This window comes from Lysobacter sp. SCRH-1R (assembly GCF_057747855.1).
In genome coordinates, this window is sequence record NZ_CM173227.1 from 2,606,696 (window position 1) to 2,626,066 (window position 19,371).

Annotated in this window: 16 protein-coding genes and 1 tRNA gene; 4 read left to right on the top strand and 13 right to left on the bottom strand. The window is 67.9% G+C overall.

Annotation, left to right across the window (positions count from 1 at the left end; genetic code table 11):
- Nucleotides 1-56 precede the first annotated feature (56 nt).
- The gene (locus AC3ANK_RS11810; RefSeq protein ID WP_206860988.1) at nt 57-1,943 is read right to left on the bottom strand and encodes an HAL/PAL/TAL family ammonia-lyase; all 1,887 of its coding nucleotides are present in this window, start codon (nt 1,941-1,943) and stop codon (nt 57-59) included.
- 145 nt (nt 1,944-2,088) lie between these two features.
- The gene (hisS, locus tag AC3ANK_RS11815; RefSeq protein WP_484171270.1) at nt 2,089-3,486 is read right to left on the bottom strand and encodes a histidine--tRNA ligase; all 1,398 of its coding nucleotides are present in this window, start codon (nt 3,484-3,486) and stop codon (nt 2,089-2,091) included.
- A gap of 191 nt (nt 3,487-3,677) precedes the next feature.
- Between hisS and AC3ANK_RS11820 the strand changes: the two genes are divergently transcribed.
- A tRNA-Pro gene (locus AC3ANK_RS11820) sits at nt 3,678-3,754 on the top strand.
- A 156-nt stretch (nt 3,755-3,910) separates the two neighbouring features.
- Nucleotides 3,911-4,759 (top strand): D-hexose-6-phosphate mutarotase, encoded by an 849-nt coding sequence (locus AC3ANK_RS11825; RefSeq protein WP_206860990.1) that lies wholly within the window; start codon nt 3,911-3,913, stop codon nt 4,757-4,759.
- A 78-nt stretch (nt 4,760-4,837) separates the two neighbouring features.
- On the opposite strand, the gene AC3ANK_RS11830 is transcribed toward AC3ANK_RS11825, so the two are convergent.
- From AC3ANK_RS11830 to AC3ANK_RS11880, 11 genes are all read right to left on the bottom strand, one after another.
- The gene (locus AC3ANK_RS11830) at nt 4,838-6,106 is read right to left on the bottom strand and encodes a glutamate-5-semialdehyde dehydrogenase (RefSeq protein ID WP_484171271.1); all 1,269 of its coding nucleotides are present in this window, start codon (nt 6,104-6,106) and stop codon (nt 4,838-4,840) included.
- Complete coding sequence (gene proB, locus AC3ANK_RS11835; RefSeq protein WP_484171272.1) at nt 6,103-7,245, bottom strand: glutamate 5-kinase; 1,143 nt, start codon at nt 7,243-7,245, stop codon at nt 6,103-6,105. Before proB ends, AC3ANK_RS11830 begins: the two co-directional genes overlap by 4 nt.
- Nucleotides 7,246-7,263: 18 nt before the next feature.
- Nucleotides 7,264-8,400 (bottom strand): serine hydrolase domain-containing protein, encoded by a 1,137-nt coding sequence (locus tag AC3ANK_RS11840; RefSeq protein WP_484171273.1) that lies wholly within the window; start codon nt 8,398-8,400, stop codon nt 7,264-7,266.
- Between the two features lie 68 nt (nt 8,401-8,468).
- The gene (gene argH, locus AC3ANK_RS11845) at nt 8,469-9,752 is read right to left on the bottom strand and encodes an argininosuccinate lyase (protein WP_484171274.1); all 1,284 of its coding nucleotides are present in this window, start codon (nt 9,750-9,752) and stop codon (nt 8,469-8,471) included.
- A 42-nt stretch (nt 9,753-9,794) separates the two neighbouring features.
- Nucleotides 9,795-10,763, bottom strand: coding sequence for an N-acetyl-gamma-glutamyl-phosphate reductase (gene argC, locus AC3ANK_RS11850; protein WP_484171275.1), 969 nt, complete (start codon nt 10,761-10,763; stop codon nt 9,795-9,797).
- Nucleotides 10,760-11,383, bottom strand: coding sequence for a GNAT family N-acetyltransferase (locus AC3ANK_RS11855; protein ID WP_484171276.1), 624 nt, complete (start codon nt 11,381-11,383; stop codon nt 10,760-10,762). The genes argC and AC3ANK_RS11855 overlap by 4 nt, the downstream gene beginning before the upstream one ends.
- Before the next feature lie 10 nt (nt 11,384-11,393).
- Nucleotides 11,394-12,659, bottom strand: coding sequence for an acetylglutamate kinase (locus AC3ANK_RS11860; protein ID WP_484172872.1), 1,266 nt, complete (start codon nt 12,657-12,659; stop codon nt 11,394-11,396).
- Nucleotides 12,660-12,811: 152 nt separating this feature from the next.
- Nucleotides 12,812-13,897 (bottom strand): acetylornithine deacetylase, encoded by a 1,086-nt coding sequence (locus AC3ANK_RS11865; RefSeq protein WP_484171277.1) that lies wholly within the window; start codon nt 13,895-13,897, stop codon nt 12,812-12,814.
- An 82-nt stretch (nt 13,898-13,979) separates the two neighbouring features.
- Nucleotides 13,980-15,227 carry an argininosuccinate synthase gene (locus AC3ANK_RS11870; protein ID WP_484171278.1) on the bottom strand — a complete coding sequence of 416 codons (1,248 nt, stop codon included), beginning with the start codon at nt 15,225-15,227 and terminating at the stop codon, nt 13,980-13,982.
- Between the two features lie 70 nt (nt 15,228-15,297).
- Entirely contained in the window at nt 15,298-16,317 is a 1,020-nt protein-coding gene (locus AC3ANK_RS11875) for an N-acetylornithine carbamoyltransferase (protein ID WP_484171279.1), read from the bottom strand.
- Between the two features lie 358 nt (nt 16,318-16,675).
- Nucleotides 16,676-17,092 (bottom strand): hypothetical protein, encoded by a 417-nt coding sequence (locus AC3ANK_RS11880; protein ID WP_206861612.1) that lies wholly within the window; start codon nt 17,090-17,092, stop codon nt 16,676-16,678.
- Between the two features lie 234 nt (nt 17,093-17,326).
- Here AC3ANK_RS11880 and cysS point away from each other — a divergent pair, with 234 nt between their 5' ends.
- Nucleotides 17,327-18,694 carry a cysteine--tRNA ligase gene (gene cysS / locus AC3ANK_RS11885; RefSeq protein ID WP_206861000.1) on the top strand — a complete coding sequence of 456 codons (1,368 nt, stop codon included), beginning with the start codon at nt 17,327-17,329 and terminating at the stop codon, nt 18,692-18,694.
- Nucleotides 18,695-18,908: 214 nt separating this feature from the next.
- On the top strand, nt 18,909-19,361 hold the full coding sequence (locus tag AC3ANK_RS11890; RefSeq protein WP_206861001.1) for a SufE family protein: 453 nt from the start codon (nt 18,909-18,911) through the stop codon (nt 19,359-19,361).
- The last annotated feature ends 10 nt before the right edge of the window (nt 19,362-19,371 follow it).

Sequence of the window (19,371 nt, forward strand, 5' to 3'; positions counted from 1 at the left end):
TCCGTCACTTCATCCGCTGCGCGGGAATGATCAGCGCGACTGCAACGCGACTGCCATCAGCCCCGCGCCGCCCCCAGGATCGTCCCGTCCTTCACCAGCCGCACCGCCGTCGCGACTTCGCCGTCGAGCGCGCGATCGCGATCGAGGAACGGGATCTCGCGACGGATCGCGGCGTGCGCGGCAGCGACCGCGCGGCCAGGCTGGAACTCATCGGCCATCGCGAGCTCCACGCGCAGCGATTCCACTTCGTCCAGGAACGCGTCGTACTCCAGCGTTCCCGGCGTCGGGCCACCGGCGATCTTCGCGGCCAGTGCGGCCGCGTCGGCGCGGCTGGCGAGATCGCGGGCGGCGTTGATCATGTCGCGACGAAGATCCAGCGCCTGCGCGGCGGTGTACAGCTCCAGCGCGATCACCTTGCCCAGGTCGTCGGCCATCGCCAGCACGTGGCGCGCTTCGTTCGCGCCCATCGAGACGTGGTCCTCGGCGTTCGCGCTGGTCGGAATCGAATACACCGACGCCGGATGCGCGCGGCTCGCCAGGTCGTTGACGATCGCGGCGGCCGTGTACTGCACGATCATGTGGCCGGATTCGGTGGAATCCTCATTGCCGATGAGGAATCCCGGCAGGCCGTCGTTCGTCGCCGGATCGACCAGCTTGTTGAGGCGGCGCTCGGAAATGCTCGCCAGCACCGGGATCGCGGCCTTCACGTAGCTCATCGCCAACGCGAGCGGCATGCCGTGGAAGTGGCCGGCGGAAATCACCTGCTGTTCGACGAACTCCGCCTTCGCGTCCGGGAACACGATGGGGTTGTCGGTCAGCGCATTGAGTTCGATGTCGAGCACGCGCGCGGCCTGCGCGATGGCATCGCGCACCGCGCCGTGCACCTGCGGGATGCAGCGCAGCGAGTAGCTGTCCTGCGGCTGGTGCTTCTTGCCGCCGCGGAACGGGCGGAAGCGGCGGTAGAACTTCTCGCGGCCGTGACGCTGCGCCAGCGGCACCCAGTCCCAGCCGATGTCGAAGCGCAACTGCTGCGCCTGCTCCGTGTCCCAGCTGCCCGGCTGCCATGCGCGGAACTTCGGCACGAGATGGTACGGGATGTCGGCCAGCGTCGAGCCTTCCAGCAGGATGCGCAGGTTCGCCGCGCTGTGCACCTGGCCCGGATGCGGACGCAGCGCATGCACTTCCTCGGCGAACGCGCCGAGGCGGCCGGCGAAAGCGTCGATGGTCATCGCCGCCGCGAGATCCGCCGTGTCGAGCAGGTCCTCCAGCTTGTCCAGCGCGAGCACGCCGCAGGCGAGCATCTGCGCGGTGCCGTTGTTGAGCGCGAGGCCTTCCTTGTACGACAAAGTGATCGGCGACAGGCCCGCGCGCTTCAGCGCCTGCGCGCCCGGCATGCGCTGGCCTTCGAAGAACGCCTCGCCACCGCCGAGCAGCACGATCGCCAGATGCGACAGCGGCGCCAGATCGCCCGAAGCGCCGACCGAACCCAGCTGCGGCACCACCGGCACGATGCCGGCGTTGAGCATCGCCGTCAGCGCCTGCAGCGTTTCCACGCGAATGCCCGAATGTCCGCGCATCAGCGTGTTGATGCGGATGCACAGCATCGCGCGGACGACGTCCGGCGCGAACGCCTCGCCCACGCACACCGCGTGCGTCACGATGAGGTTGCGCTGCAGTTCCTCGTGCAGCGTCTCGTTCGAACGCAAACTGCCAGGCAGCTCATCGCGCAGGCGATGGTTGCCGAGCAGGCGGTCGGCGTTGCTGCCGAAGCCGGTGGAAACGCCGTAGATCGGCTCCTCGCGGCTGACCTGTTCGGCCAGGAATTCGGCGGCGCGCGCGACGGCCGGAAGCTGCTCCTGCGCCAGTTCGACGTGCGCGCCATAGGCCACGTCGACCAGCTGTGCGCGGGTGAGGGAGCGGCCGTCGAGTCGGATGGGTTTCATGGATGTTCCGTTTGTGGTTTCAGCTCCCTCCCCTGCGAATGCAGGAGAGGGTTGGGGAGGGTGAAGTCCGTCGCCTCGGCGTCCGGCGCTTCGCGCCTCGTCCCTCCCCACCTCCCCTGTAAACAGGGAGGAGGAGAAAGGCAGCTCAGCGTCGCGCCAGAACTTGCGCCTGCTCCAGCTCCACGCGCAACGTGCTCGCCAGCTCCTCGCGCGCGACTTCGAACTGCTCCTCGCGCAACAGATCCTTCACCGCGACCACGCCGCGCGCGCGCTCGTCCTCGCCGGTCAGCACCACGAAGCGGATGCCCGCGCGCGATGCGTACTGGAACTGCTTGCCGATCTTGCGCGCTTCCATCTGCATCTCGGTGTTGATGCCGGCCGCACGCAGGCGGCGCGCGATGTCGAGCGCGTCGTCCAGCGACGCGTTGTCCATCAGCGCGACCATCGCCTGCACCGTGCTGCCGGTCGCCTTGCCGAGCAGGCCCGCCTCGCGCAGCTGCCAGAACAGGCGCGTCAGGCCGATCGAGATCCCGACGCCGGGCAGCTTCGACCTGGTGTAGTGGCTGGCAAGATTCTCGTAACGACCGCCCGAGCAGATCGAACCGATCTGCGGGTAATCGTTGAGCGTGGTCTCGTAGACGGTGCCGGTGTAGTAGTCCAGGCCGCGCGCGATGGAGAAATTGAGCGCGTAATGCGTTTCCGGCACGCCGAGCGCGCGCACCAGCTCCAGCACCTCGCGCAGTTCGGCCACGCCCTCGCGCAGCGACTCGCTACCCTCGCCCAGCGCGTCCAGCTTCGCCATGGCATCGGCGTGCGAGGTCGAACGCAGCTTCACGAAATCCAGGATCTTCTCCACGCCTCCGGCCGGCAGGTTGAAGCCTTCGCCGGTCAGCGTCTCGCGCACGTAGTCCTCGCCGCGCTTGTCGAGCTTGTCGACTTCGCGCAGCACCAGCGCCTGCAGTTCGCCGTCGGCGACGCCCTGCGCCTCGAAGAAGCCGCGCATCAGCTTGCGGTTGTTGAGCTGGATGGTGAACGCGCCGATGTCCAGCTCGTTGAACACCGAGTAGATGACCGCGGGCAGTTCGGCATCGAAACGCACGCTCAGCGCGTCCTTGCCGATCACGTCGATGTCGCACTGGTAGAACTCGCGGAAACGGCCGCGCTGGGCGCGTTCGCCGCGGTACACGCGCTGCATCTGGTAACGACGGAACGGGAACGCGAGTTCGTGTTCGTGCTCGGCGACGAAACGCGCCAGCGGCACGGTCAGGTCGAAGCGCAGGGCGAGTTCGGGGAGGCCCTCGCCGGCCCCGCCTTCGGACGACTTGCCCAGCGCACCGGTGGACTGCACGAAATACACCTGGCGTTCGGTTTCGCCGCCGGATTTGGTCAGCAGCACCTCCGACAGCTCCATCACCGGCGTTTCCACCGGCAGGAAGCCGAAGCGTTCGAAATTTCGGCGGATCGCGTCCAGCATGCGCTGGAAGGCGATCTGGTCAGGAGGCAGCAGCTCCATGACCCCGGGCGGGGTGCGCGGCTTGATCAAGCGGGACTCCAGTGGATCGGGCGGGCGCGCCTGTGCGGCGCGTCGCGAGGGGTGGAAACCGCCACAGTTTAGCGGTTGCGCCCGGTCTTCCCCCAGCGAGCCGGACGCGTGGATCGGGCCGACCTGAAGAAATTGCATCCGACCCCTTGCCTCGCCCCCGTCGGACTGACTAGAATTTGCGGCTCAGCAGTCGGGGTGTAGCTCAGCCTGGTAGAGCGCTACGTTCGGGACGTAGAAGTCGCAGGTTCAAATCCTGTCTCCCCGACCAACTCCGCAGCGATGCGGTTGCTGACCCAGAAAACGCCGGCCGATGCCGGCGTTTTTCGTTTGGGGCGTCGGCCGCCCCGGCTTCGTCCCGATCCACGCATGCGCGCATCGACGCGCGCTGCGGCATCATGCGGCGCAGTTCCCCGTCCGGCCGCCCATGCCCCTTTCCATCGAGTCCTTCGAACAGCACGGCCGCCCCTGCGTGCGCCTGCGCCATTCCGCCGGCGCGAGCGTCGCCATCAGCCTGCACGGCGCGCACGTGCTGTCGTGGATGCCGGCGCCCGGTCGCGAGCGCCTGTACCTGAGCCCGAACGCCAGCCACGCGCCCGGCAGTGCGATCCGCGGCGGGATTCCCGTGGTCTTCCCGCAGTTCGCCGGGCGTGGCCCGCTGGTGAAGCACGGCTTCGCGCGGCTGCTGGAATGGCGCTTCGCCGGCCTGCAGGACGCCACCCCGTTCGGCGAGGCGGCGGTGTTCGAACTGGACGACAGCGAACACACCCGTGCGCTGTGGCCGTTCCGCTTCGGTGCACGGCTGCACGTGACGCTGTCGCCGGGCGCGCTCGACGTGGGCCTGGAAGTGCTCAATCGCGACGAGACGCCGTTCGCCTTCACCGCCGCGCTGCACACCTACCTGCGCGTGGGGCGCCTCGCGGCGGTCGAGCTCGACGGCCTGCAATCCACGCCGTACGAGGACAGCGCACGCAAGGGCGCGGCGATGCCGGCGTCCGGCGCGCCGGTGCGTTTCGAAGGCGAACTGGACCGGATCTATGCAGGCGCGCCGAGCGCGCTGCGGCTGCGCGAAGGCGACTCGACGCTGCACATCGACGCCGAAGGTTTCCGCGACGCGGTCGTGTGGAATCCCGGCGCGACGCTGGCGGCGTCGATGGGCGACCTCGGCGCCGGCGAGCACCTGCGCTTCGTCTGCGTGGAAGCGGCGGCTGTCGTGGAGCCGGTCCCGCTCGCGCCAGGGGAGCGGTGGCTGGGCGTGCAGCGGTTGCGGGAGTGAATGCCGGCGGTTCTTGCTTCTCCCTGCGGACCAGGTGCACGGAGGGCGGATGAGGGATGACCCCGAAGAGAGAGCGCCTCAAGCATCCCGCGACTCCTCATGCCGCACCTGCCCTTCCCCGCGCACCACGAAGCGCTCGATCGTCAGCGACTCCGCGCCCATCGGCCCGTACGCATGCAGGCGCGTGGTCGAGATGCCGATCTCCGCGCCGAGCCCCAGCTGCCCGCCGTCGTTGAATCGCGACGACGCATTCACCATCACCGCCGAACTGCGCGTACCGCGCACGAAAGCCTCGGCCGCGGCCTCATCCTGCGTCGCGATCACCTCGGTGTGGTCCGAGCCGAACCGTGCGATGTGCGACAGCGCCGCGTCGAGGTCGTCCACCACCCGCACCGCGATCACCAGATCGAGGTATTCGGCCGCGTAGTCGCCCTCGTCCGCCTCGCGGACCTGCGGCAGGATCGCGCGCGTGCGTTCGCAGCCACGCATTTCGACGCCACGCGCAGCCAGGCGCGCCAGCGCGGACGGCAGGAAATCCGCCGCGACATCGCGATGCACCAGCAGTGTTTCCAGCGCATTGCACACGCCCGGCCGCGACGCCTTGCCGTCGACGAGCAGGTCCAGCGCGAGCGCCAGGTCCGCCGCGCGATCGACGTAGAGATGGCACACGCCCTTGTAGTGCTTGATGACCGGCACGCGCGCATGCTCGGCCACGAAGCGGATCAGGCTTTCGCCGCCGCGCGGGATCGCCAGGTCGATCAGGTCCGACAGTTGCAGCAGCTCCAGCACGTGCTCGCGCGCGGGATCGCTGACCAGCGACACCGCCGCTTCCGGCAATCCTTCCGCGCGCAGCGCCGCGTGCAGGCAGGCGGCGATGGCGGCGTTGCTCGCGCGCGCTTCCGAGCCGCCACGCAACAGCACCGCGTTGCCGGCCTTCAGGCATAGCGCGGCGGCATCGGCGGTCACGTTCGGGCGCGCCTCGTAGATCATCGCGATCAGGCCCAGCGGAATGCGCTGGCGTTCGACGATCACGCCGTTCGGACGCACCTCGCGCCGCACGATGCCTGCAAGCGGATCGGCCTGCACGGCGACCTCGCGCAGGCCCTGCGCGATCGCGTCGATGCGCGCGTCGTCGAGCTTCAGGCGATCGAGCACCGCATCGTTCAGGCCGGCGGCGCGACCGCGCTCCATGTCTTCGGCGTTCGCGGCAAGCACCTCCGCGCGACGCTGCGAAAGCACGTCGGCCATGCCTTCGATCAGGCGCTGGCGCGCGGCGCCGTCCAGGCGCGCGATCCGCATCGCCGCTTCGCGCGCGCGTTCGGCGAGATGACGCACGTAACCGCTCATGGCGTGGCCTCCTTGTGGGCACTCGAATCGAGCAGCACCAGATCGTCGCGATGCACCACCGATTCGCCGTAGCGGAAACCGAGGATGGTTTCGATCTCGTTGCTGTGCCGGCGCGCGATGCGCCGGATCTCGCCCGCGCTGTACTGCGCGATGCCGCGTGCGAACGCGTCGCCCTGCCCGCTCGCGACTTCCACCACGTCGCCGCGACGGAACTCGCCCTCGACCGAAAGCACGCCGCCGGGCAGCAGCGACGCGCCCTGGCGATGCAGCGCCGCGAACGCACCCGCATCGACGAACAGGCGACCGGAAGACGGCGCATGCCGCAGCCATTGCTTCCGCGCGCGCAGGCGGTCGCCCTGCGCGAGCACCAGCGTGCCGTGCAGGCGATCGTCGTGAAGCGCACGCACCACGTCACCATCGCGACCGCAGAACAGCGCCGTCGCGATACCCGCCGCGCCGGCCTTCGCAGCGGCATCGAGCTTGGTGCGCATGCCGCCGGTGCCGAGCGCGCCGGCGCCACCGCTCGCGGCCTGCAACAGTTCCGGCGTGATCGCCTCAACGCGCGCGATCGGCCGCGCCGACGGATCGGCCGGATGCGCGCTGTAGAGCCCACCGATGTCGGTGGCGATCAGCAGCAGGTCCGCATCGACCAGCGATGCGACCGCGGCGGCGAGGTTGTCGTTGTCGCCGAGCTTGAGTTCGTCCACCGCCACCGCATCGTTCTCGTTGATGACCGGCAGCGCGCCCAGGCGCAACAGTTCGCGCAGGGTGGCGCGCGCGTTGAGATAGCGGCGGCGGTTGCGCAGGTCGTCATGCGTGAGCAGCACCTGCGCGACCGGGCGATCGATCAATCGCTGCCAGAACGTCACCAGCGACGCCTGCCCGAGCGACGCAAGCGCCTGTCGCAATACGAGCCCGTCGCCGCCCGCAGCGACGCGATGCCGCCCCGCCGCGACCGCGCCCGACGACACAAGGACGACATCGCGCTGCCGCATTCGTGCGTGTTCGATGAAGCGCGCCAGTGCGCCGGCATGACGCGGATCGAGCCCGCCTTCGCCCGACAGCAGGCTGCTGCCCACCTTGAGCACGGCGCGCCGCCAGTCTGGCAGCGGTTGCGCGGGGAAATCGGTGGCGTTCATCGCAAGGTTCTCCGCGCGCTATCGCGTGCCGTACTCCCAGTCGAACGGCACGCCGGTTTCGCCCAGCACGAAGCGCACCAGTTGCGGGAAGCCCGCTTCACTGCGCACGTCGTTCGACAGGATGGCCACGCAGCGTTCGTGCTGTTCGACGCAGACCCAGGTATTGCCGGTCGTTTCGTTGTGCCCGCCCTTGAAGAAACCCCGGCCTTGCGGGCCGTCGAACACCACCACGCCGAGGCCGGCCGCAAGATCCTTGCGGCGCTGTTCGACCGGAAGCTCCGGCTGCAGCGTCGGGAACTGCGACTTCGTGGTGATCGCCAACTGCGGCTTCACGATCTCCGCGCGGCTCTCGCGCGTGAGTCCGTCGCCACGCACGAAGGCCGCGGCGAACTCCGCGAAATCGGCGATGGTGGTGTCCATCGAACCGGCCGCGCGCACCTTCGATCGCTCGTCGTGCGGCTCGATCCTGCCGTTCTCGTCCCAGCCATCGGCGAGGTTGCCGGCGAAGTCGTCGCGCCAGATCAGGCTTGTTCGCGACATGCCGAACTCCTTGAAGACACGCGCCGTTTCCGCGCCGACGTCGATGCCCTTTCCGGTTTCCAGCGCGAACTGCAGCGTGTTCAGGCCATCGCCCGAGTACGCGTAGCGCGCGCCGGGATCGAAGTGGAAATGCAGCTTCTCGTCGGGTTCGAGGAATCCGAAGTTCGCGAACCCCGTCGAATGCGTCAGCACGATGCGTGGCGTGAGCTTGCGCCAGCGCGGGTCCAGCGCGGTCCAGTCGGCATAGCGGTTCGTGATGTCGGCCGATGCATACGATGGCAACGGCTTCGGCAGCAGGTCCGCGAGCGGAGTGTCGAGCGTGAAACGCCCCGCATCGACCTGCCGCATCACGGTGTATGCGAACACCGCCTTGGTCAGCGACGCGCCGTACATGATCGTGTCGATCTGCAGCGGATCGCCCGCCGCGTTGCGCACGCCGTGCGCGGCGACGTGGACCGGCTTGCCGCCGTCGATGATCGCGATCGCCAGCCCCTTCGCGCCGGTGTCGCGCATCACGCGCGCGACTTCGGCCTCGATGGCGGCGGGTGCGGGAATCGCGTGCGCCGCCGCCAGGGCGGGCGCGACCGCGAGCATTGCGATGAACCAACGGCGCATGTGGAGCTCCCCTTCATCATGGTCGAACCGTGTGATGCGGAACTGCGACTGCAACTGCCCTGGTGCTGCTACCCGCCGAGACGTTCCTTCAATGCATCCAGGCGAAGGTCGGCGGATGCGCCCGGCGACACGCGCGCGCGCAGGCTCGTATCCGGATCGCCCCCGGCCCAGCGTGCGGGATCGGCTGCGAGCCGGTACGCCTCGCGGAACGGCAGGCCCTGGCGCGCCATGTCGACCGCGAGATCCGTCGCGTACATCGACGGGTCCAGCGTTTCGCGCATGCGGTCGGTCTTCCATTCGAGGTTGCGCAGCAGGTCAGGCAGCAACTCCAGCGCATCCAGTCCACGACCGAACGCGTGGAAGATCGCGCCCTTCGAGAACTGCAGGTCGCGGTGATAGCCCGACGGCAACGAGAGCAGTTGTTCGATCTCGGTGCGCGCGGCGGCGGCGGCGGAATAGCTGGCGCGCATCAGTTCGATCACATCGGGATTGCGCTTGTTCGGCATGATCGAACTGCCGGTCGTGTACTGCGACGGCAGCGCGACGAAGCCGAACTCGGCGCTGGTGAACAGGCTCAGGTCCCAGGCGAGACGACGCAGGTCGAGCAGCGCCGACGTCAACGCTTCGATCGCCGCCATCTCGAACTTGCCACGCGACAGCTGCGCGTACGCGGCCGATACCTGCATTCGTCCGAAGCCCAGCGCCTGCGTGGTGTGGTCGCGCGCGAGCGGCAGGTTCACGCCGTAGCCGGCGGCACTGCCGAGCGGATTCGCGTCGACCCACGCTAGCGTGTCGGCGGCGCGCTGCGCGTCGTCGATGAAGCCTTCCGCCCACGCGGCCCACCACATGCCGAGCGACGACACGACGGCACGTTGCAGATGCGTGTAGCCCGGCAGTGGCACGGCCTGTTCGGCCTCCGCGCGAGCGAGTGCGACCTGCGCGCTTTCGCGACATGTGGCGACGAGGCGCGTCAGGCGATCCTTCAGCCACAGGCGCGTCGCGACGAGGATCTGGTCGTTGCGGCTGCGGCCGGTGTGGATCTTCTTGCCCGCATCGCCGAGGCGTTCGACCAGTCGGGCTTCGATCGCCGAATGCCCGTCCTCGTACTGCTCGTCGAGCACGAAACGCCGCGCCTTGAAGTCATCGGCAAGGGTCGACAGTTCGCGTTCCAGCCCGGCGAGCTCGGCGGCGGTGAGAATGCCGATCTGCTGCAATCCCTGCGCGTGCGCGCGGCTGGCTTCGATGTCGAACACGAAGAACTCGCGATCCAGGATCACGTCCTCGCCGGCGAGGAATTTCTGGATGCGCGCGTCGACCTTGACGCCGGGTTTCTGCCACAACAGTTCGGACATGGGGGTCACCTTCCAGCGATCTTGGCGCGGTCTCGTAGCGCTTTATCGTGCAATGCCCAGCTTCTCGTCGAAGCCGAACGCGAGGTTGAGATTCTGCAGCGCCTGCGTCGCCGCACCCTTCAGCAGGTTGTCCTCCGTCGCGACCACGACCAGGCGACGACCATCCGGCGAAAGCGTGAAACCGCCGAGTTCGACGTGATGCTTGCCGGCGATGCGGCTCACCCACGGCGCCTCGTCGAGCACGTCCACCAGCGCCTCGCCCGCGTAGCGTTCGCGATAACGCGCGACGACGGCCTCGCGATCGAACGAGGTCGAAAGCGGCAGGTTCGCCGTGATCGTCAAGCCACGGAAGTGCGGCGCGACGTGCGGCAGGAACTGCACTTCGTGGCCGAGCTGGCGCGTGACCTCGCGCTCGTGCACGTGGTTGGTCAGCGCGTACGGCATCAGGTTGTCGCGCAGCTTTTCCGGATCGTTCCTGTCCGACGGCGACGTTCCCGCGCCGGAACAGCCCGACACACCGAAGCACTGCACCGGCCCTCCCAGCGCATCGAGCATGGGCGCGACCGCCAGCTGCATCGCGGTCGCATAACAGCCGGGATTGCTGATGCGGCGCTGTCCGGCGTACTTCGCGCGCGTGAGTTCGGGCAGGCCGTAGTACCACGTATCGTCGAAACGGTAATCGGCGGACAGATCGACGATCACCGGATCCACGCCCGCCGCATCGAAGGCCGCCACGCATGCGGCGGCCTTGCCGTTCGGAAGCGCGAGCACGACCGCGTCGGCGCCAAGCGCCGGCAACTCATCGTTCGCCGGCGCGACGTACCGCAGCCCGGAATCGATGCCCGCAACGCCTTCGAAGTGGTCGGCGACGCGCTGGCCGACGAGCTCGCGCGACGAGACGAACGCGAGTTCGAAATCCGGATGGCCGGCGATCAGCCGGATGAGTTCGGCGCCGACGTAACCACGCGCGCCGACGATGCCCACGGACCTGCTCTTGACGGACCTGCTCACGTCCGGTCGCTCCCTTGCTCGTGTCGTTCCAGGCGATGAAGCAGGTTGCGCTTCACCGCTGGCCATTCGGATTGGATGATCGAGAACGCGACGGTGTCGCGCACGCTGCCGTCGGCATGGCGACGATGGCTGCGCAGCACGCCGTCCTGCTTCGCCCCGAGCCGCGCGATCGCCGTGCGCGAGGCGTGATTGAACCAGCTGGTTTCGAAACCCACGCACATGCAGCCCATCGATTCGAACGCATGCGTGAGCAGCAGCAGCTTGGCCTGCGTGTTCAGGCCCGTGCGCTGCACGCGCGACGCGTACCAGGTGTAGCCGATCTGGACGCGCGGCACGGTCGGATCGAGATCGTAGAAACGCGTGCAACCAACGAGCTCGCCATTCGCGTCATGCACCGCGAACGCGAGCGCCTTGCCCTGCGACTGCATCTCCAGCGCGGCGGCGATATGGCTTTCGATGTCCTTCGGCTCGGGCACGTTGGTGTACCACAGGCGCGAGAGTTCGCCGTCGCCCAGCGCGATGCGCAGCCCGGCGGCATGCGCCGGACGCAGCGGTTCGAGCGCGACATGCTCGCCGCGAAGGCTGGGGACACGGGTCCAGTGATCGACTTGCGCGCTCATTCGTTTCCCCTCAGTCCTTCAGCGTAGCGGTCCGTCCCGCGCAGTGCGCCACGCAGCGGGCGATCTCGTCGAACGTGTCCATGCCGTACCAGAACACCTTCCACTTCTCCTGCTTCAGGCAGCCGTCGGACTCGGCGTAATAGAACGGATTCACCGGGTTTCCGTGGCGCGAACGCCAGAACAGGCGCGGATTCTGCTCGCGCATCACCAGCCACACCGCGCGGCCGAGGCCCTCGCCCTGCGCTTCGTCGAGCACGGCGAACTTGTCGAGGTAGATACCGGCTTCCTCGCTCGTCAGGATCACCGCCGCGCGATAGTTCTCGCTGACGTACGCGCGATGCAGCCTGGTGCGCTCGAAGTAGTCCGGCAGCAGGCGGCGACCGAACGCCGATTCGATGAGCCCGCGCAGGCGTTCCAGGTCGAGCTCGTTCCACTGCGACACCTGCAGCACGCGCTCGCCGCGACGCACCAGCGTGCCCGAGCCCTTGTGGGTGAACAGCTCCTTGGCCAACTCGCTTGGCTTGGTGATCGACACCGAAGAGGTCAGCGGCAGCTTGTCGAGCAGATCCTTGATCTGCTCGATCTTCACGCGCATGCCGCCGTTGATCCACGGCTGCGACATCAGGTGGTCGTACTCGGTGGACAGGTTGATCGAGTCGATGACCTTGCCGTTGTCGTCGAGCAGGCCGCCGGTGCCGGTGAGGAAGACGATCTTGTACGGCTGCAGCTTCTGCACGAGTTCGTTCGCGGCGAAGTCGGCATTGACGTTGAGGATCTGGCCGGACGCAGTTTCGCCGAGGCTCGCGATCACTGGAATGGAACCGGCGCGCAGGCTCGCCTCGATCGGCGCGAGGTTCACGCGCTTCACTTCGCCGACCAGGCCGTAGGTGTCGCGGTCGAGGTAGTCGGATTCGAACACGCCCGAGACGATCGACGTCGCGCGCGCGTCGAACGCCTGCAGCGCTTCCACCAGCTTCAGGTTCTGCGACTGGAACACGCGACGCACGATGGCGAGCGCTTCGGGCGAGGTGACGCGAAGGCCGTTCACCGTCTGCTTCACGATGCCGGCGGCGGACAGCTCCTCGTCGAGTTGCGGGCCGGCGCCGTGGATGACGATGGGCGTGAGGCCCACGTCCTGCAGGAACGCGAGCGAGGACGTCAGCGCTTCCAGATCGTCGCGCAGCACCGCGCCGCCGACCTTCACCACGGCGAAGCGCTTGGCGTCCAGTTGCGAGAAGCGCTTGAGGTACTGCGAGATCTCCTTCGCGCTGGCCATGCTCGAGAGCAGGCGCACGATGGTTTGTCTCGTCTGGATGTCACGGGTGTCGTTCACGTATTGCGTTCCGTTGGTCTCTGTAGCCCGGGTAAGCGCGGCGCACCCGGGTATGCGTCGATCTCGGGTGCGGCCTGCGGCCTACCCGGGCTACGTCAATGTTCGAGGATGCGGGTTACCGATTCGGTGTAGCGCTGCAGTTGCTCCAGCGCGACCCATTCGTCGGCGGTGTGCGCCTGGGCGATGTCGCCGGGACCGTAGACGATCGCGGTGAGGCCGGCGGCGGAGAACAGCGACGCTTCCGTCCAGAAATCCACCGCGTTGCCGATCGGCAGGCCCAGCGCATCGGCGAGGTCGCGCGCTTCCAGGCGCCGGTTCTCCGCATCCGCGATGTCGCCCGACGGCAGCGACGGACCGCGGAAGGTTTCCTCGTAACGCTCCACCGCGCCGGCCTCGATAAGCGTGCCGAAGCGCTCGTGCAGCGCATCGATCGACATCGACGGCAGCGGGCGGAAGCCGAAACGCAACTCGGCGCTCGGCGCGATCATGTTCGCCTTGATCCCGCCTTCGACGCGGCCGATGTTGAAGCGCAGGCCGGTCAGCCCGCCGAAACGCTGGTGCGCCTGGCTTTCGACGAAGTCCAGCGCGTGACCGCCCCAGCGGATCGCCTGGTGCAGCGCGCTGGCCTGCATCGCGTTCGCGCCCGATGCGTGACCTGCAACGCCGCGGAAGCGCATCAGCACCGAGCTGATGCCGCGATGCGCGAGTACCGCTTCGCATTGCGTGGGTTCGGCGACGATGACGTCCTGGAACGCATGCGCGGTCGCGAGGAATGCCGCGATGCAGCGCGCGTCGTTCGCTTCCTCGTCGGTGGAGAACAGGAACGCGGCATCGCCCTTGGTCGCCGCAGCGGCGGTGAGCAATCCGGCGGCGGCGCCCTTGATGTCGCACGCGCCCAGGCCGATGGCGCGGTCGCCGGCGACGCGCAGCACGTGCGGATCGGCGCTCCACGCTTCCGATGACGGAACGGTGTCGAGATGCACGTTGAACAGGCGGCGTGGATTGCCGCGCACGGCCAGCATCGACACGGCGCCGTCGCCGTGGTCCGTCACGTCGATGCGGAAGCCACGAAGCTGCGTGCGCAGGTAATCGAAGATGCCGCCGGTGCCGATGGCGCGCGGCGGATTGCGGGTGTCGAAGGACACCAGGGCTTCGAGGTGTTGGAGGGTCTGGTCGAGCATGTCGTTTGCGCAGGAGTGCGTGGAGAGGAGTGAGGAGTGAGCATCGCTTCGCTCACTTCCCGCTTCTGCTGTTTCTCGCTTCTCAGCCCTTCCGGTTGACCTCGGCCCACAGCGTGCTGCTCATTCCGAACAGCTTGATGAAGCCTTCGGCCTCGGCCACGCCCCAGTCCGCCGCCTGCGCGTAGGTCGCGCCCTTGGCGTTGAGGATGTGCCTGGACTCGATGGCGACCGCATTGACGATGCCACCCTGCGTTTCCAGCGTGACTTCGCCGTTCACGGTGGACTGGCTCGACTGCAGGAACGCCTCCAGGTCGGTCTTCAGCGGATCGTGGAAGAAGCCTTCGTAGACCAGCTCCACCCACTTGCGCGCGACCTCGGGCTTGAAGCGGTTCTGCTGCTTGCTCAGCACCGCTTCCTCCAGCGCGCGATGCGCGGTGAGCAGCGCGGTCAGGCCCGGCGCTTCGAAGATGATGCGGCCCTTCAGGCCGATCGTCGTGTCGCCCGTGTACAGGCCGCGACCCACGCCGTACTGCGCGAACAGACCGTTGAGCTTGGCGAGCATCGTGTGCCCTTCGATCTTCTGGCCATCGAGCGTCACCGCTTCGCCGTTCACGAAACCGATCTTCACGCGCAGCGTGTCGGCCGGCCACTCGGCGCGCGGCCTGCACCAGCCACGTGCGCCCTCGCCCGGCGTCTGCCAGCGATCGATCTCGCCGCCGGACATCGTCACGCCCAGCAGGTTCTCGTTGATCGTGTATGCCTTCTGCTTCGCGCGCACGCCGAAGCCGCGGTCTTCCAGGTACTTCTGCTCGTAGGCGCGGACTTCGGTGTGTTCCTTCTGGATCTCGCGGATCGGCGCCACGATCTCGTACTCGCCCAGCGCCTTCACCGCCAGGTCGAAACGCACCTGGTCGTTGCCCATGCCGGTGCAGCCATGCGCGATCGCCTTCGTCCCCAGCTCGGCGCAACGCTTCAGCGCCGCTTCGACGATGAGGTAACGGTCGGACACCAGCAGCGGATACTGCGACTGGTAGCCCTCGCCCGCCCACACGAACGGCTTGACGAAGCCAGCCCAGATCGCCGGGCCGCCATCGACGGTGACGTGCGAGGCGACGCCCAGTTCCGCGGCGCGCTGCTCTATGGAGGCGCGCTCTTCCGCATCCACGCCGCCGGTGTCGGCGAACACGGTGTGCACGTTCCAGCCGCGCTCCTTCAGGTAGGGAACGCAGAAGCTGGTGTCGAGGCCGCCGGAGAAGGCGAGGACGATGTCCCTGGCGCCGGGATTCGGGGTCTGGGATTCGGGATTCGTGGAAGCGTTCTGCTGGGACATGGGGGGGCTCTGTTTCGATGAGAGGTGGAGAACTGGACCGTGATTGCTGTTTCGAATCACGAATCCCGAATCACGAATCACGGCCTTGCATCAGCGCCGCCATGATCGCCTTCTGCACATGCAGCCGGTTCTCGGCTTCGTCGATGGCGATGCACTGCGGCGAATCCATCACCGCGTCGGTGGCTTTCACGTTGCGGCGCAGCGGCAGGCAGTGGCTGAAGACGCCGTTGTTGGTCAGCGCCATCTTCGCCTCGTCGACGATGAAGTGCTTGTACTCATCGCGGATGGGCTTTTCCGGTTCCCAGTTGCCGAAGAACGGCAGCGCGCCCCAGCTCTTGGCGTAGACGACGTCGGCGCCGCGATAGGCGCTTTCGATGTCGTGGCTGATGGCGAAGGAGCCGCCGCTTTCGGCGACGTTCTGCTCGGCCCAGCCGATGTAGCGCTCATCCAGCACGTACTGCGGCGTCGGGCACAGCAGCGTGACGTCCATGCCCATGCGCGTGGCGATCGTCAGCGCGGAGTTCGCCACCGCGGTGTTGAGCGGCTTGGGATGGTAGGTCCAGGTCAGCACGTACTTCCTGCCGCGCAGGTCGGAGGTGCCGAAGTGCTCCTGCAGCGCGAGGATGTGCGCGAGTTCCTGGCACGGGTGCGTGATCGTCTCCATGTTGATCACCGGCACCGGCGAGTACTTCGCGAAGCTGTTGAGCACGATGTCCTGGCGGTCGAGCTGCCAGTCGACGAACTTCGGGAACGCGCGCACGCCGATCAGGTCGACGTAACGGCCCAGCACGCGCGCGACTTCGGCGATGTGCTCCTCGGTGTCGCCGTCCATGACCGTGCCGAGGTTGAATTCGATCGGCCATGCGTCCTTGCCCGGCTGCAGCACCACGGCATGGCCGCCGAGCTGGAAGGCGCCCAGTTCGAAGCTGGTGCGCGTGCGCATCGAGGGGTTGAAGAACACCAGCGCGATCGACTTGCCCTTCAGCTGGTCGCCGAGCTTGCTGCGTTTGAACCGCGCGGCCTGCGCGAGCAGCGCGTCGAGGTCGTCGCGCGACCAGTCCTGGGTGTTGAGGAAGTGCCTGTGGGTCATCGACTGCGTTCCGGTGGGGAGTGGATCGCTGGGCCGAAAAGCAGAAAAGCCCAGCGCGTAGGCTGGGCTTTCCGTGTGTCACTTCGCCTGTTGCGAATGGCGCGTGCGACCGTCTACCCAGCGGATTGGCGGGTGTACGGTCGGCGCGCGCGCGAGGTCATCCCCGCCGCCATCCAGGCGGAGGTGAGCACGTCGGCGTCGGCGTAAAGGGCGTTCATGAGGGGGCGAATGCTCGCATGCGAGGGGGGCCGGCGCAACACATTTGTGCCCGGGGTTGGGAACGGATGGGTCGCGCCTGCCGGCATGGTGATCCGGCAAAGCCGCTGCACGCAGCTGGCTTGGCGGACGCGGCCCGGATCTACCGGCTGCGCGGCGGCTGCACGACCGGCGTCACGGAAACCCGGATCCGCAGCCGGTTGCCCGGATCCTCCGGCAGGCGCGAGCGGTACTTGGCGCCCTTGTAGGTGTAGTCGACGTCGTAGGCGATCGGCCGACGGAACTCGCGTTCGACGGTGACCGGCTTGCAGTCCACCGCCGCCGCCTGCTTGTCCTTCTCCTCGCGGCCGAGGGCTTCCTTCACGGCGCCGATCGCGCGCGAGAGCTTGGAATCGCCCTTGGGTTCCTCGCACTGCTCCTCGACCGAGCTCGCCTTGAGGGTCTGGTAGACCGGCGTCACGCGCAGCACCTGCGCGTAGTCGAAGCGGACGTTCTCCGCCTGGATGACCGTGTTCTGCGTCGGCGCCTGCTGCGCCTGCGCCGCCCCCACCCACAGCATCGCGATGGCCACCGCGGCGACGGGCCCGGACAGGGCGGCTGCTGTCGCCGGCAGGAACGTGACTCGACGGGCCATCACTCTCGCAAGGTAGGGAAATGTTCAGAAAGTGTAAGCGGATACGGTGGCCGGGGTCTGAACCCCGCCTTTAGGTTGCCCGGGGTGGTGGACGCGCGGAGCCGGGTCGCGAGCCCCGGCGCTGCCGCTAGAATGGCCGGCACTTCCGGCGGTAACCCCATGAGCCTGCATCTTTTCAACAGCCTGACGCGTCGGGTCGAGCCGTTCGCGCCCCTCAATCCCGCCCGCCCGACCATGTACCTGTGCGGGCCCACGGTCTACAACTTCGTCCACATCGGCAACGCGCGCGGGCCGGTGGTGTTCGGCGTATTGGCCGAGGTGCTGCGCCGCCGATTCGGCGGCCTGGCCTACGCCCGCAACATCACCGACATCGACGACAAGATCAACAACGCCGCCCGCGAGCGCGGCGTGCCGATCTCGGAGATCACCACCCGCTTCACCGCCGCGTACCTGGACGACATGGCCGCGCTGGGCGTGAAGCCGCAGGACATCCAGCCCGAGGCGACGGCGCACGTGCCCCAGATCATCGCGATGATCCAGCGCCTGATCGACGCCGGCCACGCCTACGAGGCCGAAGGCCACGTGCTGTTCGCCGTCGGCACCTTCGCCGGCTACGGCAAGCTGTCGCGCCGCGATCCGGAGGAACTGCTCGCCGGCGCGCGCATCGACGTGGCGCCGTACAAGCGCGATGCGGGCGATTTCGTGCTGTGGAAGCCGTCCACCGACGATCTCCCCGGCTGGGAATCGCCCTGGGGCCGCGGCCGTCCGGGCTGGCACATCGAATGCTCGGCGATGGCCGCCGCGCACCTGGGCGAGACCATCGACATCCACGCTGGCGGCGTCGACCTGCAGTTCCCGCACCACGAGAACGAGATCGCGCAGAGCGAGTGCGCCCACGGCGGCAGGATCTTCGCCCGCTACTGGCTGCACAACGGCATGCTGAATTTCGGCGGCGCCAAGATGGCCAAGTCGGTCGGCAACATCCAGCGCGTGCACGATCTGGTCCGGCAGTACCCGCCGGAGGCGCTGCGTTTCGCGCTGCTGTCGGCGCATTACCGCCAGCCGCTGGAGTGGTCCGACGGGCTGATCGAACAGAGCGTGCGCACCCTGGACCGGCTGTACGGAACCTTGCGCGATCTGGCGGATGTCTCCGCCGATGCCGCGATTCCGGACACCGTGGAAGCCGCGCTGGACGACGACCTCAACACGCCGCAGGTGATGGCGGAAATCGCGCGCATCGCCGGCGAGGCGCGCAAGGCCGGGTCGGTCGACGAGAAGGCGCGACTGAAGTCGGAACTGCTCGGCGCGGGTCTGGCGCTCGGTCTGCTCCAGCAGGAACCGGCGGCGTGGTTCGCGCGCGGCACCGACGATGACGACGACGCGCGGATCCAGGCGCTCATCGACGAGCGTGTCGCGGCGAAGAAGGCCCGTGATTTCGCGCGTGCGGACGCGATCCGCGACCAGCTCGCCGGCGAAGGCATCCTGCTGGAAGACACGCCGCAGGGCGTGCGCTGGAAGCGCGGTTGATGCTTTTTTGCTCCTTCCCCTGCTTTGGGGGAAGGTGAAGTGAACTGCGGCCACGTTTGACCTGGTCGCTGCACCCGGCGCTTCGCGCCGCCTACCCTCCCAACCTCCGTCTGCAAGCAGGGGGAGGAGCAAACAAGACGGCCCCGCGAGACAGCCTGCGGCGCAACAACAAACCTCACCGTGCATTCCGCTCGCACGCGTAAAATCACACGCAATGAACGCCATCGCCGCCCCCACCAGCCCGTTCCCGCTCGAAGCCACCGCGCGCGAGGCGCAGCAGGCCATCCGCGATGAGTTCGCCTTCTTCGGCGACTGGTCCGAGCGTTATCAGTATCTGATCGACCTCGGCCGCAAGCTGCCGGACCTGCCGGCGGACTGGAAGACCGAGGAACACCGCCTGCACGGCTGCCAGTCGATGGTCTGGATCGTCGCCGAGGGCGATGCCGACCGGCTCGATTTCCATGCCATAAGCGACTCGGCCATCGTCTCGGGGCTGATCTACCTCGCCCTGCGCGTCTATTCGGGCCGCAGCGCGAAGGAGATCTCCGAAACCGACGCGGACTACATCGCCGAGATCGGGTTGGCGAAGCACCTCTCGCCCACCCGCAGCAACGGCCTGGCGGCCCTGCTGGGCTTCATCCGCGAGCGAGCGCGCCAGGCGCTGTGAGTCCTGACCG